The sequence below is a fragment of the Rhizobium rhizogenes NBRC 13257 genome (assembly GCF_000696095.1).
In the GTDB taxonomy this organism is placed as follows: Bacteria; Pseudomonadota; Alphaproteobacteria; order Rhizobiales; family Rhizobiaceae; genus Rhizobium; species Rhizobium rhizogenes.
On sequence record NZ_BAYX01000003.1, the window covers coordinates 54,861 to 70,582 of the forward strand.

12 protein-coding genes are annotated in these 15,722 nt (G+C 60.5%); 7 read left to right on the forward strand and 5 right to left on the reverse strand.

Annotated elements, in window-relative coordinates; all coding sequences use genetic code 11:
• Positions 1 to 15: 15 nt before the first annotated feature.
• Together RRH01S_RS07180 and RRH01S_RS07185 are read right to left on the reverse strand one after the other, a co-directional pair.
• The gene (locus tag RRH01S_RS07180) at positions 16 to 585 is read right to left on the reverse strand and encodes a DUF1700 domain-containing protein (RefSeq protein WP_042470644.1); all 570 of its coding nucleotides are present in this window, start codon (positions 583 to 585) and stop codon (positions 16 to 18) included.
• Positions 582 to 908 carry a PadR family transcriptional regulator gene (locus tag RRH01S_RS07185; protein WP_042470647.1) on the reverse strand — a complete coding sequence of 109 codons (327 nt, stop codon included), beginning with the start codon at positions 906 to 908 and terminating at the stop codon, positions 582 to 584. The genes RRH01S_RS07180 and RRH01S_RS07185 overlap by 4 nt, the downstream gene beginning before the upstream one ends.
• 179 nt (positions 909 to 1,087) lie before the next feature.
• Here RRH01S_RS07185 and RRH01S_RS07190 point away from each other — a divergent pair, with 179 nt between their 5' ends.
• Positions 1,088 to 2,059: an alpha/beta hydrolase family protein gene (locus RRH01S_RS07190; protein WP_080705417.1), complete on the forward strand. Its 972-nt coding sequence runs from the start codon at positions 1,088 to 1,090 to the stop codon at positions 2,057 to 2,059.
• Between the two features lie 52 nt (positions 2,060 to 2,111).
• Here RRH01S_RS07190 and RRH01S_RS07195 read toward each other — a convergent pair whose 3' ends face one another.
• On the reverse strand, positions 2,112 to 3,833 hold the full coding sequence (locus tag RRH01S_RS07195) for a peptidoglycan D,D-transpeptidase FtsI family protein (RefSeq protein WP_042470653.1): 1,722 nt from the start codon (positions 3,831 to 3,833) through the stop codon (positions 2,112 to 2,114).
• 303 nt (positions 3,834 to 4,136) lie between these two features.
• On the opposite strand from RRH01S_RS07195, the gene RRH01S_RS07200 reads away from it, so the two are divergent.
• The 3 genes from RRH01S_RS07200 (at position 4,137) to RRH01S_RS07210 (ending at position 7,266) form a co-directional block, all read left to right on the forward strand.
• Positions 4,137 to 5,105 (forward strand): GAF domain-containing protein, encoded by a 969-nt coding sequence (locus tag RRH01S_RS07200; protein WP_042470655.1) that lies wholly within the window; start codon positions 4,137 to 4,139, stop codon positions 5,103 to 5,105.
• A 219-nt stretch (positions 5,106 to 5,324) separates the two neighbouring features.
• Complete coding sequence (gene adh / locus RRH01S_RS07205; protein WP_034515839.1) at positions 5,325 to 6,842, forward strand: aldehyde dehydrogenase; 1,518 nt, start codon at positions 5,325 to 5,327, stop codon at positions 6,840 to 6,842.
• Positions 6,843 to 6,924: 82 nt separating this feature from the next.
• Positions 6,925 to 7,266, forward strand: coding sequence for a DUF779 domain-containing protein (locus RRH01S_RS07210; RefSeq protein ID WP_042470658.1), 342 nt, complete (start codon positions 6,925 to 6,927; stop codon positions 7,264 to 7,266).
• A gap of 115 nt (positions 7,267 to 7,381) precedes the next feature.
• On the opposite strand, the gene RRH01S_RS07215 is transcribed toward RRH01S_RS07210, so the two are convergent.
• A complete protein-coding gene (locus RRH01S_RS07215) occupies positions 7,382 to 9,316 on the reverse strand; it encodes a methyl-accepting chemotaxis protein (protein ID WP_042470660.1) in 1,935 nt (644 codons plus the stop codon).
• Between the two features lie 411 nt (positions 9,317 to 9,727).
• On the opposite strand from RRH01S_RS07215, the gene RRH01S_RS07220 reads away from it, so the two are divergent.
• Together RRH01S_RS07220 and RRH01S_RS07225 are read left to right on the forward strand one after the other, a co-directional pair.
• Positions 9,728 to 11,005, forward strand: coding sequence for an ABC transporter substrate-binding protein (locus tag RRH01S_RS07220; RefSeq protein WP_042470662.1), 1,278 nt, complete (start codon positions 9,728 to 9,730; stop codon positions 11,003 to 11,005).
• Between the two features lie 29 nt (positions 11,006 to 11,034).
• Positions 11,035 to 12,735, forward strand: a complete 1,701-nt coding sequence (locus RRH01S_RS07225) for an acyltransferase (RefSeq protein ID WP_042470664.1) — start codon at positions 11,035 to 11,037, stop codon at positions 12,733 to 12,735.
• A 46-nt stretch (positions 12,736 to 12,781) separates the two neighbouring features.
• Here the strand turns inward: RRH01S_RS07225 and RRH01S_RS07230 are convergent, their stop codons facing one another.
• Positions 12,782 to 13,855 carry an alkene reductase gene (locus RRH01S_RS07230; RefSeq protein ID WP_007688788.1) on the reverse strand — a complete coding sequence of 358 codons (1,074 nt, stop codon included), beginning with the start codon at positions 13,853 to 13,855 and terminating at the stop codon, positions 12,782 to 12,784.
• 351 nt (positions 13,856 to 14,206) lie between these two features.
• Here RRH01S_RS07230 and RRH01S_RS07235 point away from each other — a divergent pair, with 351 nt between their 5' ends.
• Positions 14,207 to 15,574: an acetyl-CoA hydrolase/transferase family protein gene (locus tag RRH01S_RS07235; protein ID WP_042470665.1), complete on the forward strand. Its 1,368-nt coding sequence runs from the start codon at positions 14,207 to 14,209 to the stop codon at positions 15,572 to 15,574.
• The last annotated feature ends 148 nt before the right edge of the window (positions 15,575 to 15,722 follow it).

The following is a 15,722-nucleotide window of genomic DNA, read 5'->3' on the forward strand; positions in this document are numbered from 1 at the left end:
GGTGTCATGCAACGCTCAGGCGCGCTGGTCCAGTTCAGCCAGGCGGAAATGCAGCCTGGCATAATGGCCAAGCATGCGTATGCCCGCGCCCAGTCCCATCAACAGCAAGGCGCCGCCGCCCAGGAGGCAGCTCACCAGTCCGGCGCCGATGAGCAGGCGCGCTATTATTCCGATGATCGGTCCGCCGAAGTCGAACAGCAGCGTGGTCAAGATGATCTTCACCCCGACCGCGCCGATGACCGCCAGAGCAATCGCAAGGCCAAAGGTGATGACAACCGTCACAAGGAGCAGCGGCAGCAGGAAAAGGATATCGACGATGGCTAGGCCGGCCAAGGCCATCGCGGCCGCCAACATGTTCGACATGCTCCAATGGGCCTCGAAACGGCGCAGCCCAGCCTCGGCTCGCAGTTCCCTGGCAATTCTGGCAGGATCGCCCAATGCCGCCGCGACCTCCGCCTCGCTGCGGCCGGAAGCATCGGATTCGGCGAAATGGGCAGCGTAGTCGGCGACGATATCCTCGATCTCTTGAGGCGGCAGGCCGGCAAGCCCCAGTCTCAGCGTGCGCAAAAAGGCGTCCCTGGTCATGGCAAATCCTCAAGAAGTTTATCGACGGCGCCCGCAAAGGAACGCCAGTCGCGGCGATGCGCTTCGAAAATCGTCCGGCCGAGCGGCGTGAGCCGGTAATACTTGCGGGGTGGACCGTTGCTCGATTCGACGATGCGAGTGGCCACCAGGCCGTCATTCTGCATCCGTCGCATCAGTGGATAGATCGTACCTTCCCCCATGCCGACGGCGGTAACCAGCGTGCTGGCGATTTCATAACCGTAGCTTTCACCCCGCGACAGCACGGCCAGGACGCAGAGGTCAAGGGCGCCTTTTCGCAATTGGACTTGGATAGAGTCGGTCATGAATGCCTCGGGTTTACAATATGCATATAACAAGCTATCTGTTTATGCAAGGTAGTGGATCGGCTTTGTGAAGTTGCTCGTCGGTAATCCCGACGCGACCACGGTCGTTCATGGCTGGCTCGCATGGTTACGGCCGCAACTGCAACCCTACCGGCTCGTACCTCTCGTCAAACGGAGCAATGACAATGATCCGCCTGCGCTTCTTTCTTGCCGCCCTCTTTTGCCTTGCGGCCCCGCTGGCGCATGCCGCCGGCTTCCAACTCATCGAGATTCCGGCCGATGGGCCACTTCCAGCGCTGAAGGGAGGGATCTGGTATCCCTGCGCTCAGCCGGCAGGCGATGTGACCATCGGCCCCTTCACCATGTCGGTTACCAAGGATTGCCCGATCATGGGCGAGACGCTGCCACTTGTCGTCGTCTCACATGGCAGGATCGGCAGTGCTCTCGGCCATCGTGACACGGCCGAGACGTTGGCCGAAGCCGGTTTCGTCGTCGTCGCAATCAGCCATCCCGGCGACAACTCACTGGACCAGAGCCGTACCCGCGACTTCTCGGTCTTCGTCGAGCGGCCGGCCGACATCAGGCGGGTGATCGACTTCGTGCTCGGCCCATGGCCGAACACAGGCAAGATCGACGCCAGGCGCATCGGCATGTTTGGCTTTTCGCGCGGCGGATATACCGGGCTTGTCGCAATCGGCGCCAATCCGCACTTTGGAAAACGCCTGAGGCTATGCGACGGCAACAGCAGTGCGCTATGTGATCAGGTTCACAAGGGCGAGCTTCCGGAACTCGCCCATGATCCACGCATCAAGGCCGCGGTGATCGCCGATCCGCTCAGCGTCTTTTTCACGCTGGATAGCTTCGAGAACGTCAAGATACCCGTACAGCTATGGGGCTCCGAGCGTGGCGGCGACGGCGTGACGCCGGAAAGCGTGGTGGCGATCAGCAATCAATTGCCGACAAAACCCGAATTTCACGCGGTACCCAATTCCCAGCATTTCGATTTCCTGCCCCCGTGCCCGGCCGAACTAGCAAAGTCTGCGCCAGAAATCTGTACCGACCGTCCGGGCTTCGATCGCGCCGAATTCCATAGGAAGTTCAATGCCGAAGTGCTCGCCTTCTTCCGCAAGCACCTGGTGGACGTGCAGTAGCTGTAGAAAGAGCGTCTTGTCCTCCTACCCGGCTGTCATTTGGCTTTGCAGTTCAATAAGCTGTCAGCAGATTCTGTCCGAAATTCGGCTCGACACCGAGCAGTGGCGCAGCGCGGCTGACGATGTCGTGAACCATGGGTGCAGCCGTTTCGGCGGCGAGGTTGAGATTGTGCAGGCCGGTCAGCGGCTGATCGATGAAGGACAGCACCACATATCTAGGGTTTTCCATCGGAAAAGCGGCGAGGAAGGAATTGAAGCTCAGCTTGTGTGAATAGACGCCATTGATCACCTTGTTCGCCGTGCCCGTCTTCCCGCCGACGTGGAAGCCGGGGACATCGGCAGTCTTGCCGGTGCCCTGTTCGCCGTTCAGCTTGAACAGATATCTGATGACGTCGCTGGTGCTCTTTTTAACGACCATCTTTTCGGTCTTCTCAGCTTCTTCCCGTGTCCGTGGCAGGAAGGTGGGCTCGATCAACTCACCACCGTCGATGAGGGCGGCTCCAGCAACTGCCGTCTGCATCGGCGTGGTGGCGACGCCATGGCCGAAGGCGATGGTGATCGAGTTGATCTTCTTCCACACTTTCGGCTGGCTCGGAGCTTTCACCTCGGGTAGCTCCGTCTGCATCCTCGAGAGCAAGCCGAAGCGGGTCAGATAGGTCTTCTGGACGTCCATCCCGACCTTGTCCATGATCTTTGCGGTGCCGATGTTGGACGAGTAGCGGAAGATTTCGGGTACGGTCAGCCAACGACGCGGAACGTCACGGTCGTCGTGGATGGTGAAGCCGCCGTAGTGCAGGGGTGCACTGGCATCGAATGTGTCGGTCAGCTTGACCGTGCCGGTGTCGATGGCCATCGCGATTGAGAACGTCTTGAACACCGAGCCCATTTCGTCGGTGCCATCGGACATGCGATTTAGCCAGCCCTTGATGTCCGCCTGCGGGTCATTCGGATCGAAATCAGGAGCCGATGCCATGGCCAGCACCTCGCCGGTATGGATATCGAGGATGACCGCACCGGCCGACTGAGCCTGATATTGGCCGATCGCATCCGACACGACGTCGTGTACGATGTTCTGGACACGAAGATCGATCGACAGATGGACAGGCTGCAGGCTGTCGCGGCTCGTCATGCCGGCGGAGGTGAGATCTGAAAGCCCCTGCCCATCGAGATACTTCTCGATGCCAGCGACACCATGGTTGTCGATGTCGACATAGCCGAGGATATGGGCGGCGGTACGGCCACCGGGATAAAAGCGCTTTACCTCCGGACGGAAACCGATTGCTGGAATTCCAAGCCCCAGAACCTCGTTCTGCTGTTTCGGGGTCAGCTGGCGCCGCAGCCACGCGAAGTGCGATCGCTTGTCTGAAAGCTTTTGATACAGCGTCTTTTTATCGAGGTCAGGGAATAGTGTCGAAAGCTTCTCCACCGCCTCGTCGACATCGACGATATGAAACGGCTCGGCAAACATCGACACCGTCCGTATATCGGTCGCCAGAAGCTCGCCGTTGCGGTCAACAATGTCGGGGCGCCACGCGATCACGGGACCAGACGGGATATTCGCCGCATCGACCGCCGGCTGAGAGTCGAAGTAGACGAGCTTTCCGCATATGGCGAGATAAGCCATCGTGAGCACGCCAGCCAAAGTCAGGATACGAGACTTTGCCTGCCTGTTCTTGCGGCCCGATGCCACAATATTGCGCCTGCGTGCCCCGGAACTGAATGTCAATTCCACGAGACGACCGCTCTTTATACTGAACGTGTGAAGGATCGACATTTCTATGAAAATTCAGAGGATTGAGGAGGGGAAAGAGGGGTTTCCTATAAGCCTGATTTTTAGGTTAAGGCGTTTAAATAAATCTTAACAGCACATTAAATTTTGTTCACAAAGCTTACGCATGTCTTCCCGTCCAACGGCATTGGAGCTCATTCTCAAAACACCATTCGCCCTCGATACCGCCTGATCCAGCCACATGCCGGTTTATGCGACTGCGCTTAAACTTAGCTTGACGGCAGACGTAGCAACGCTACCCTCTCCCGCAACTGACGACCGCTTGGGCTTTGGGAGGAGACCGTGGGAATGTCGGACCGCGAATTGCATGCCTCGCAGGTTCAATCCGCCCTGGTGGGAAGTGCGGCGGCGCAATCGGCTGTCGTTGCGTCCTGGAGCCGTTCCATGCGCCTCTATGGACTCGACCCCGAAGACGGGGCGTCGCCGGATGTTTTGACGGAAGCCGAGTTCAGGCAGGTGCGCGAGCGCCTGGGATCGCTTGTGCAGACGGCGCAGACAAGCCTCGATCGCCTCTATTCGGCGGTCGGCGGCGCCGGATGCTGCGTGCTTCTGGCAGACAAGGATGGCGTGCCGGTCGACCGGCGCGGATCGGTCGCCGATGACGCGGTCTTTTGCAAGATGGGCCTTTGGACCGGTGCGGTCTGGAGCGAGGAGCGCGCCGGCACCAACGGCATCGGCACGGCGCTTGCCGAACAGCGGGCATTGACCATCCATCGCGACCAGCATTTCTTCAGCCGCAACACGGCGCTGTCCTGCACGGTCGCGCCGATCTTCGATCATCGTGGTCGGTTGATGGCGGCAATCGACGTCTCTTCGGCCCGGTCCGACCTGACGGAGGATTTCGTCAAGCTGATTGCGCTTGCCGTCGGCGAAGCCGCCCGACATGTCGAGGCTGAAAACTTCCGCCTTGCCTTTCCGAAGGCGCGGATCGTGCTGGCGCAGAGCGGTGTCGACCCCCTACAGGAGCGCGCCGCGAACGCCCTGCTTGCCGTCGATGACGACGATCTCGTCATCGGTGCGTCCCGCTCGGCCCGGCATCTTCTCGGCCTGACCGACGAAGCGCTCAGCAGGCCGCTGCCGGCAGCCGCCCTCCTTGGCCAGCGCAAGACTGCGCGGCAGGACTACGCGACGGCTGAGCGAAGTGTCATTCAACGCGCTCTCGCTCGCACCTCCGGCAATATTTCCGCCGCTGCGATGATCATGGGCATCAGCCGCGCCACCCTGCACCGAAAATTGAAGAAGCTCGGCTTCGACTGAGCGCCGGTCGCGCTTAAGCCGGTGCCGCAGCGATATCGCAGTGCGACCTGTCGCAAAACTGCGACATCTCACTGACCTTGTTTCATTCCCTGGGAAGACAGAGCCGCAGACGCGGCGCCATTGTGATGCCGGTGCCGCGGAGGCGGCATTGTCACAAGTGTGCGGTCTTCGCCGATGCGAATCCTTGCATCCCGAAGACCTCGCCAGGGAGGAAAACCAATGAACAAGGTAGAATTTCACCGAACCGTCAGGCCGAACTTCAAGAAGCGCTACGGCAATTTCATCGGCGGCAAATTCGTCGAACCGAAATCCGGGCGCTATTTCGAAAACACCTCGCCGGTCAACGGCCAGGTGTTGTGCGAGATTGCCCGCTCCGATGCGCAGGACATTGAAGCCGCTCTCGATGCGGCCCATGCCGCCAAGGATGCCTGGGGCCGTACCAGCGTGGCCGAGCGCAGCCTGCTGCTCAACAGAATAGCCCAGGTGGTGGAAGACAATCTGGCGCTCTTGGCACAGGCCGAGACCTGGGACAACGGCAAGCCGATCCGCGAAACGATGGCAGCCGACCTTCCACTCGCCGTCGATCATCTGCGCTATTTCGCCGGCGTCATCCGGGCGCAGGAAGGCAGCATTTCCGAAGTCGACCATGATACGGTCGCCTATCATTTCCATGAGCCGCTCGGAGTCGTCGGCCAGATCATTCCGTGGAACTTCCCGCTGCTGATGGCGATCTGGAAGCTTGCGCCCGCGCTAGCCGCCGGCAATTGCGTGGTGATCAAGCCGGCCGAACAGACCCCGGCATCCATTCTGGTCTTCGCCGAGCTGATCGCCGATATTCTGCCGCCCGGCGTCCTCAACATCGTCAACGGCTTCGGTCTCGAGGCCGGCAAGCCTCTGGCATCCAGCCCGCGCATCGCCAAGATCGCCTTTACCGGCGAGACGACGACGGGCCGGTTGATCATGCAATATGCCAGCCAGAACCTTATTCCGATCACGCTGGAACTGGGCGGCAAATCGCCGAACATCTTCTTCAAGGATGTCGCCGAAGAAGACGACGATTTCCTCGACAAGGCGATCGAAGGCTTCGTCATGTTCGCTCTCAACCAGGGTGAAGTCTGCACATGCCCGAGCCGTGCCCTGATCCATGAGTCCATCTACGACAGGTTCATGGAAAAGGCTTTGAAGCGTGTCGAGGCCATCGTCCAGGGCGATCCGCTTGATCCGGCGACGATGATCGGCGCGCAGGCGTCCAGCGAGCAGTTGGAGAAGATCCTCTCCTATCTCGACATCGGCAAGCAGGAAGGCGCCGAGGTGCTGATCGGCGGTGAACGCAATGTCCTGCAGGGCGATCTGGCCGCGGGCTATTACGTCAAACCGACGGTCTTCAAGGGCCACAACCGCATGCGGATATTCCAAGAGGAAATCTTCGGGCCTGTCGTCTCCGTCACCACCTTCAAGGACAATGACGAGGCGCTTTCGATCGCCAATGATACGCTTTACGGTCTCGGCGCTGGTATCTGGAGCCGCGATGTCAACACCTGCTATCGCTTCGGCCGCGCCATCCAGGCCGGGCGCGTCTGGACCAATTGCTATCATGCCTATCCGGCGCATGCCGCCTTCGGCGGCTACAAGCAGTCCGGTATCGGTCGCGAAAACCACCTGAAGATGCTGGAGCATTATCAGCAGACGAAGAACATGCTCGTCAGCTACAGTCCGAAGAAGCTCGGCTTCTTCTGAGCCCGAGACGCCTGTCCGAGCGCAACTCGCCGGAGGCGGAGCAACGGGCTCCGCCTCCGGCACGTCACTGGGAGGAAGCATCATGAACGATCAGGTCAGCGCCACCCCGGCCGCCCTCGATCTCATCAAGACTTTACAGTCGGAATACGGGCCGATCCTGTTTCATCAGTCGGGCGGCTGTTGCGATGGCTCCTCGCCGATGTGCTATCCGCAGAACGATTTCATCGTCGGAGATCATGATGTGCAGCTAGGGGAAATCGGCGGTGCGCCGGTCTATATCAGCGGGCCGCAATACGAAGCGTGGAAACACACGGAACTGATCATCGACGTCGTGCCCGGCCGGGGCGGCATGTTCTCGCTCGACAATGGCCGCGAGGTGCGCTTCCTGACACGCTCGCGTATTTGCACCGTTCCGGGATCCTAGCCGTTTCGGATCACAGCGGTAGAACCCCATGAGAACGGCCGATCGTGATGATCGGCCGCTCCAATTGTCATATTGAATTCACGCAAATGTTTGCGCCTTGACCGTCGCGTACCGGTCAGAATTCTTCCCACGCACCGGCTGTTGCCGCAGCGCTGCCCGACCCCCCGAAGGCACCGGCAAGCTTGGCACGGAGCGATCGGGCCGGCGAGGCCGCCGGGGCTGACTGCTGGGTGGCCGCAGCCGGCCGCTGATAGCTTCGATCGCCTTGGAGGGTGAACTGGCCGAGCAGATTGTTCAGGGAAGCCACTTCCTTGGCGAGGCTGTGGCTGGCCGCGGTAGACTGCTCGACCATGGCGGCATTTTGCTGCGTTCCCTGATCGATGGTGTTGACTGCCGTATTGATCTCCTGCAGGCCGGTTGCCTGTTCGCGAGCCGCTTCGACGATCGCCCGCACATTATGGTCGATCTCCTCGACCTCCTTGACGATCTGTTGCAGCGAATCTCCGGTTTTCGTGACGAGGTCGACACCGCTGTGAACCTGCTGGCCGGATGTTGATATCAGTGCCTTGATCTCCTTGGCCGCCTTGGCGGAGCGCTGCGCCAGTTCACGGACTTCCTGGGCAACGACCGCAAAGCCCTTGCCCGCGTCGCCGGCACGGGCCGCCTCGACGCCTGCATTCAGCGCCAGGAGGTTCGTCTGGAATGCAATGTCATCGATGACGCCGATGATGTTGCTGATTTCGCTCGACGACTTCGAGATTGCCTCCATCGCGGCAACCGCCTCGCGCATGACGTCGCCCGATTTTTGCGCGCCGATGCGGGCGCGGCCGACCAGCGAACCTGCTTCCTCTGCCCGCCGGGTGGAGTCCTTGACGGTGGTTGTGATCTCTTCCAGTGCCGCGGCGGTTTCCTCGATTGAAGCAGCCTGCTGTTCGGTCCGCTTGGAAAGATCGTCGGATGCCGAGCGGATCTCGTTCGCGCCGGCCTCGATGGCCTGGGCATTGTCGCCGACGGCGCGCAGCGTATCCTGGAGCTTCGCCATCGAGGAATTGAAGTTGGCACGGAGCTGATCGAGATGGGCAACGAAGGGTTTGTCGATGCGATAGGTCACGTTGCCGTTTGAAAGCTCGGCAAGGCCCGCGGCCAATCCATCGACGGCAAACTGGGTGTCGGCCGCATCTTTGGTCTTCTGCGCCTCACGTTCGAGCCTTTCCTTTTCCGAGAGATTGCGGCCGGCATCGGCTTCTTGCTCCAGGCGGATGCGCTCGATTGCATTGTCGCGGAAGACCGACACGGCTGCGGCCATATGACCGACCTCATCCTGACGCTCGATACCGGACACGGCTTCCTCGGTCTCGCCCTTGGCCAGCGACGCCATGCGGGCGCGCAGTCGCTCGATCGGTGTCGTGATGCCACGGGCAGAGATCAGGAGGGCAATCAGGATTGCCGCGGCAAAGATGATCCCGAGCGCAATCAAGGTATAGGTGATGGTATGATCCGTTTGCTCGCTAAGTCTGTTGCTTTCGGCGGCTAAGTTCTTGTTCAAGGCGTCGAGCCAGCTGCGAACTGTCAGCATCTGCGTCTCGATAAGGGGATCCGCCTGCTTCAACAGGCGAGTGGCCGTATCATTGTCATCAACCATACCAGCCCTCACGGCCTGATCCGTCAATGCAATGATAGTGTCGGCCTGAGCCTTGAACGTGTCTATTGTTTTTGCCTCGGCGGGCATGAGACGCTTAGCGTTCGCGAGGCGTTCGAAGAGAACCTTCTTGTTGTCGTCATAGTCCTTGGTAATTTTTTCTATTTTCGGGTCTTTTGAGCTGTAGACCAGGACTTGATAGGTATTGTAGCTGAGCGCTGTCATCCGCTGACTTGAGCGCGATATCTCTACTGCGGCCGTTTCGTCTTTCGAGATGAAATCGGAATAGGTCGAGACGGTGTTTTTGTATTGGCTTGAAACAACGAGGACGCCCGCTATCCCAATCAGGCAGATCGGGATAATAATGGACAGAACCTTTGTTCTGATCTTGGCGTTCTGCAGGAATGACATAACTTGGCTCGCGCGTGATGAAGTTCAGGCGATCGCTCGGCGATAAGGGTCGTCGCACGCCTCAGCGATGGTCTGCTTCGAGATCGGGGGGATTGATTACAGAGAGGGAGCGTCCTGCTCGTCGCCGTTGGCGCTGTACCGTTAGAGGACCATGCCTGGCTGAAAAAACCATTAATGAGACCGAATTCGACAGCGATTTGTTAAAATGCATGACGATCTCTTCGAAAAGCCAAACATGCGGTTGCATCAATCGTCTCTTTGCTGATCGCTGCTTCGTATTCTTCGCAGCAGCGGGTCTTGACAGCAGGCGTATTCTTCCTCCTTATAACGCACAATTTGGTTACTTATCGAGAGCGATATCATCGCCCTGACGATCGAACCAAATCCAAACGGCTTGGAGGGAGGAAATCCATGTCTGTTGAAACGACCCGCAGATCCGTGCTGATGGGGGCCTTGGGTTTGGCCGGCGCGATGACGTTCTTCGGTGCGGCATACGCTGAGACGACGCGGCTGCGTCTTGCCTGGTGGGGTGGCAATGAGCGTACCCGCAGAACGCAGGAGGTGCTGAAGCTCTATCAACAGCGCGTCAACGGCGTTGAGCTTGCGGGCGAGGTCAGCAACTCGGAATATTTCACGAAACTCGCCACGCAGGTCGTCGGGCGCAGTGCGCCGGATGTTTTCCAGCTCGAGCCCAACAGCTTCGCCGATTTCGTCAAGCGCGACTGTGTGCTTGCCCTCGACGGTCTCATGCCCAATCCGATTGATGCCGCTGGGATCAGTCGCGCCATGCTGGATCTCTGCGCGGTCGACGGCAAGGTCTGGGGCATCCCCCAGGCCCTCAACTCCTTCGCCATGATGTACGACAAGGATGCCTTTGCGACCGCCGGCGTGACGCCGCCGGATGCCCAAACCAGCTGGGATGATTATGCGGATCGCATGGTCGAGCTGACCAAGGCGCTCAATCGTCGCCGGTACTGGGGCTCTTGCGACGCCAGCGGCTACAGCTACGCCTTCCAGGTCTGGCTGCGCCAGCGCGGCCGCGACCTGTTTACCGCCGATCAGGCTCTGGGCTTCGGCAAGGACGATGTGGCCGAATGGTTTGCCTACTGGGACAAGTTGCGCCAGCGCGGCGGCTGCGTGCCGGCCGACGTCGCAGCGCTCAGCCCGGATTCGACGATCAACCTCATGCCGCTGATCCAGGGCAAGGCGGCGACGAGCTTCGCCTTTTCCAACCAGATCGTCGGCATGCAGGCGACAACGCCGGTACAGCTGGCAATGACGATGTTTCCGAATGGAGGCGCCGGGGCAAAACCCGGGCAGTTCTATCGGCCGGCGAGCAGCTGGTCGATCTACGCGCAGTCCCCAAATCCCGAGGCGGCCGCGCGCTTCGTCAATTTCTTCGTCAGCGATCCCGAAGCGGCCAAGATCCTCGGCGTGGAGCGGGGTGTGCCGATGAGCCCAGCGCTGCGCGCATCGATCCTGCCGACGCTACGACCGGTCGAGCGGGCCACGGTGGAGTATATCGATGCCATCGCGGATAAGGTTGGCCCCTATCCTCCGCCACCTCCGAAAGGGTCGCAGCAATTCGGCCAGCTGATGAAACGGGCGGCCGATGCGGTGGCCTTCAACAGTGCCTCCATCAGCGACAGCGCTGCTACTCTGATGAAAGACGCGCATTCCATTCTCTGAGTGCCCGCCGCAATTTGAGGAAAGATCCCATGCAGGCCGCTGCCAACACCCTAGAGGCGAGAGAGCATCTCACGGCGGAGTTCGATGCCCATCCCTGGCTGTTCGAACATCATGCGACGGCAGGGCAGCGAAGCGAGCAGGAAGCTTTCATTGCCGAACTGGCACAGCGCCTGCCGCTGCGGATCGGCGAGGCCTGTTTCCTGTCGCCCAGGGCGCACATCTTCCCCGACAGCCTGATGCTCGGCGACCGCTGCATTGTCGCTGCGGGGGTGCGGATCCATGGCCAGCTCATCGCGGGTGATCATTGCTCGTTCAATTTGAATGCGTCAGTGATCGGTCATGTCCGGATGGGATCCTGGGTCCGCGTTGCTGCCGGCGCGGTGCTGGCCGGCTTTGACCACATCGCGGACGATCCGGAGAAGCCGATCGCCTTGCAGGGCGTTTCCTTCAAGGGCATCGAGATTGGCGACGATGTCTGGATCGGCGCCAATGCGGTGGTGACCGATGGGATCCGGATCGGCAACCATTGCATCATTGCCGCCGGGGCGGTCGTGACGCGCGACGTGCCCGACTATGCGCTCGTCGGTGGCAATCCCGCGCGATTGATCCGTGATCGCCGCCGGCCGCGTTCTTCGTCACCTCCGGACCCTCTTGTGGCTGAAATAAAGGTCTTCAGCGATCGGATCGGAAAGGAGTGGTCCGGGATTCTCGCCGCCCATGCCGCGCCTACACCCGATCGCGCGTCGTGGTATCTGGATCCGCGCAACAACGGGAACGCACCGTTTCGCGCCGATTGCGATGCGATCCAGATCGCGGCAATGTTCGGCGCGGTTCCGGATCCCTTCGCCAAGGAGGAGTGGACCGACCGGCTTGCGGCACTCCAGGATCCGGCGACGGGGCTCTGCTTCAATGCAGATAGGGTCCAGGCTGTTCGCGACAATCCGCCGGCCGATCCCGGTGGCGACAATCTCTACAATATCCTTTGTGTCGGCTATGCCCTGGAATGCCTCGGTGCTGCCTTCCGTCATCCGATCGCCTGGGCGTCCCGCCTTGATCCCGGCACGCTGCAGCGCGCATTGGACGGTCTTCCCTGGGTCGGCAGGGGCTGGTCTTCGGGCGCCTGGGTCGATGCGCTCGGCACGGCTTACTACCTCAACACTCGCAATTTCGGCGATCCGGGAGAGCTGGCGACCCTGATGGGCTGGCTGACCACCCGCGCGGACCCGGTGACCGGCCTCTGGGGCGGTCCGGTCGGCGACGACTGGCTGCAGCCCGTAAACGGCTTCTACCGGCTGACGCGCGGAACCTACGCGCAATTTGGCATTCCATTGCCCTATCCCGAACGGACGATCGATGCCGTGCTGGCCCATCTGCGCCGCAACGGCCGGTTCGAGCGCGCCCGTTTCGATGCCTGCAATGTCCTCGACGTCGTTCACCCGCTGATGCTCTGCGCCCGGCAGACGGACTATCGCGCGGAGGAAGTTGCGGAGGTGATGCGGCATTTCCTGAGCGCGGCGCTCCGGCACTATACGCCTGGGCAGGGTTTTGCCTTTGCGCGGAGCGAGGCCCCCGGCCTGCAGGGCACAGAAATGTGGCTGTCGATCGTCGGTCTCATCCTGACATATCTGGGTCTGTCCGATGCGGCGAGCTTCCAGCTCGTCGGGGTGCATCGCTGGGATCCGGCGCTGCCTGTCGGCAATATCCGCTGGCCGGCGCTCGCAGTGCGATGACGCGCTTCACAGTGCGTCATCGTCTGTTGATCTCGCCGTTTCCCCGTCAGGCGGCGCCAGCCGTGTCCAGCGTGGGATAATCGATATAACCCTTCTCGCCGGCCGAGAAAAACGTGTCCCTGTCCGGCGCGTTGAGTGCCGCGCCCTTGAGGAAACGGGCGGGCAGGTCCGGGTTGGCAAGAAATGTGCTGCCGAACACGGTCGCATCGGCTTGTCCCTTGTCCAGTGCTGCCTCGGCCTTGGCCTGGTCGAGCCCGCTGCCCATCAGATAGGCGCCATTGAAAAGCGGCTTCAGAGCCGAATGATAATCGACTGTCGTTCCGAACAGCGCAACATGCAGATAGGCGAGATTGAACGTGTTCAACTGCCGGACGAGATAGGTGTATGTCTCCTGCGGGGTGGCGTCGGAAACGTCGTTGTAGTTCATCTCCGGCGAGATTTTGATGCCGACCCGATCGCTACCGGCCTCTTCGACCATCGCCTTCAACACGTCGAGGATGAAACGGGCGCGGTTCTCGATCGAGCCGCCATATTGATCCTCGCGCTTGTTGCTGCCTGAGGAGAGAAACTGTTCCGGCAGATATCCCGAAGCGCCATGCAGTTCCACGCCATCGAAACCGGCTTCGAGCGCCCGGCGGGTGGCCGCGCGATACCCGGCGATGACATCGGCGATTTCGGCGAGGCTCAGCGCGTGCGGCGTGACGAAGTCCTGCTGGCCGGTGGCCGTCCACGTCTGACCGGCCGGCTTGATGGCCGAGGGTGCGACGGGCTGTGCGTTCCCCGGAAGCAGCGAGGGGTGAGAGATGCGGCCGCAATGCATGATCTGCATGAAGATGCGGGCGCCGCGCGCATGGACTGCATCCGTCACGCGCTTCCAGGCGGCAACCTGGGTGTCGGTCTCGATACCGGGCGTGCGGACATAGCCCTTGCCCGTTGCAGCTGGGTATACGCCTTCGCTGATGATCAGCCCGGCATCTGCCCGCTGGCTGTAATAGGTCGCCACGATATCCGTGAGCACGCCGTCGTCGTCATTGGCACGGGAGCGCGTCATTGGCGCCATGACGAAGCGATTGGGAAGTTCGTACCGTCCGATCCGGACGGGTGTGAAGAGGTTGCTCATGTTTGGACGTGTCCTTCTTGGTTGCGTCCGCAATACATGGTCACTGCCTCGAACGGGATAAATAGAAGAAAATGGAAATGATTGGTCCGCTGATGGCGCAATGACGCGGAGCTTCTGGGCGACATGGCTCCGTGTGGCCCGCAACGCAAATCGCAGATTCACTCTCGCTATCGGAAGTGGCCGAACAGATGCTAGGATCGACGTTAGTCGATCGGGCCGCATTGCTTTGCGAAGTCTCGCTTGAAGGCCACGTCATTGCGCGTCCCGCCTTGCAAAACACGGGACGGTGATGATGTGATCATGGAAATGGATGCTGATTTGTTCTGAAGACTGCACTGGGAGGAGGGCCCAATGACCATGATCCATCAGGCGCTGTATCGCGAGCGGCTGACATCCGCAGAGAGGGCGGTCGCCATGATCCCGTCCGGCGCGAAGGTCGCCATGCCGCTGGCCGCCGGTCAGCCACCCGCCATCCTTGCGGCGTTTGCCGAACGAGCCCGCGCGGGAGCCGTTAAGAATGTGCGGCTCCATTATCTCCTTTGCACAGGCGTCGCCGGCACCAGCGTGTTCGATTTCGAGCTGCGCGATGTGATCGTCCCGATGAGCTATTTTCATGGCGGCGTGGAGCGCGCGCTCGACAAGAGGCGATCGGCGGAAGCGTTGCCCGCCGTCGACCTGGTGCCGTGCCATTTCAGCCAGGTGCCGCGCTCGATGATCGAGCATGTCGGCGTGGACACGTTGATTGCGACCGTTTCGCCGATGGACGCGGACGGTAATTTCAGCCTTGGGGCCAGTACCGACTACGCGCTCACGGTATCGCGGAAGCCCGGGATCCGGGTTATCCTCGAGGTCAATCCCAACATGCCCTATGTGCGGGGCGATTGCATGATCCCCGTATCAAGCGTGACGGCGTTGGTCGAAAATGATGCCGGCCTGCCGATCTTGCCAGCCGCCCCGCGCAATGAAGTGGATGATGCCATCGGTGCGATCATCGCGGGCCTGGTGGAAGATGGCGATTGTCTGCAAATGGGTATCGGTGCCTTACCCGATGCGGTGTGCTCGGGGCTTACTCGTCATCGCCATCTTGGCATCCATACGGAGATGATGACGCCGGGGCTCGCCAGGCTGATCAAGGCAGGTGTGGTCGACAACAGCCGCAAGCAGACACATGTCGGGCGGTCCATCTTCACCTTTGCACTGGGAGATCAGGCGCTCTACGACTTCCTGAACAACAATCCGGACGTCGAAGCCTACCCGGTCGATTATGTGAACAATCCCTTCGTCATTGCCCAGAATGACCGGGTGGTGTCGGTCAATGCGACGCTGCAGATCGATCTGAACGGCGCGTGCAATTCGGAGTTCGTAAACGGAAGGCAATTCAGCGCATCCGGCGGCCAGGTTGATTTCGTGCGTGGCGCCTATGCCTCGCGCGGCGGGCGATCGATCATCGCCTGTCATTCCACCGCGGCGAAAGGCACGCTCTCGCGCATTGTTCCGGCGCTGACGGGACCGGTGACGACATCACGCAACGATACGCATATCGTCGTGACTGAGTATGGATGGGCGAACCTCAAGGGCAAGTCCGTGGCCGAGCGAGCAAGGGCGCTGATCGGGCTGGCCCACCCCGATTTTCGCGAGGATCTGGACCGGGCAGCCCATGGGGTAGGGCTTTATGCTGATGCTGCGTTGGATGCACGGGCTGTGAACACCGACCGTTGAGATGAGAAGGTCGTCGGTTCATATCCCTTCAAGAGCACCTTTTGCGGTTTTTGTTACCTCAACGGAATGACGAGGTCTGACCTTCGAACCCTTGCAAGGCGACGAATTACAACTCTTGAGCATCAGATAAAAAGGGCGTCTATTTCCG

What these genes read in the sequence shown, in the direction of transcription:
- RRH01S_RS07180 (WP_042470644.1), bottom strand. Translation starts at nt 585, where the DNA reads ATGACCAGGGACGCCTTTTTGCGCACGCTGAGACTGGGGCTTGCCGGC.
- RRH01S_RS07185 (WP_042470647.1), bottom strand. Translation starts at nt 908, where the DNA reads ATGACCGACTCTATCCAAGTCCAATTGCGAAAAGGCGCCCTTGACCTC.
- RRH01S_RS07190 (WP_080705417.1), top strand. Translation starts at nt 1,088, where the DNA reads ATGACAATGATCCGCCTGCGCTTCTTTCTTGCCGCCCTCTTTTGCCTT.
- RRH01S_RS07195 (WP_042470653.1), bottom strand. Translation starts at nt 3,833, where the DNA reads ATGTCGATCCTTCACACGTTCAGTATAAAGAGCGGTCGTCTCGTGGAA.
- RRH01S_RS07200 (WP_042470655.1), top strand. Translation starts at nt 4,137, where the DNA reads ATGTCGGACCGCGAATTGCATGCCTCGCAGGTTCAATCCGCCCTGGTG.
- adh (WP_034515839.1), top strand. Translation starts at nt 5,325, where the DNA reads ATGAACAAGGTAGAATTTCACCGAACCGTCAGGCCGAACTTCAAGAAG.
- RRH01S_RS07210 (WP_042470658.1), top strand. Translation starts at nt 6,925, where the DNA reads ATGAACGATCAGGTCAGCGCCACCCCGGCCGCCCTCGATCTCATCAAG.
- RRH01S_RS07215 (WP_042470660.1), bottom strand. Translation starts at nt 9,316, where the DNA reads ATGTCATTCCTGCAGAACGCCAAGATCAGAACAAAGGTTCTGTCCATT.
- RRH01S_RS07220 (WP_042470662.1), top strand. Translation starts at nt 9,728, where the DNA reads ATGTCTGTTGAAACGACCCGCAGATCCGTGCTGATGGGGGCCTTGGGT.
- RRH01S_RS07225 (WP_042470664.1), top strand. Translation starts at nt 11,035, where the DNA reads ATGCAGGCCGCTGCCAACACCCTAGAGGCGAGAGAGCATCTCACGGCG.
- RRH01S_RS07230 (WP_007688788.1), bottom strand. Translation starts at nt 13,855, where the DNA reads ATGAGCAACCTCTTCACACCCGTCCGGATCGGACGGTACGAACTTCCC.
- RRH01S_RS07235 (WP_042470665.1), top strand. Translation starts at nt 14,207, where the DNA reads ATGACCATGATCCATCAGGCGCTGTATCGCGAGCGGCTGACATCCGCA.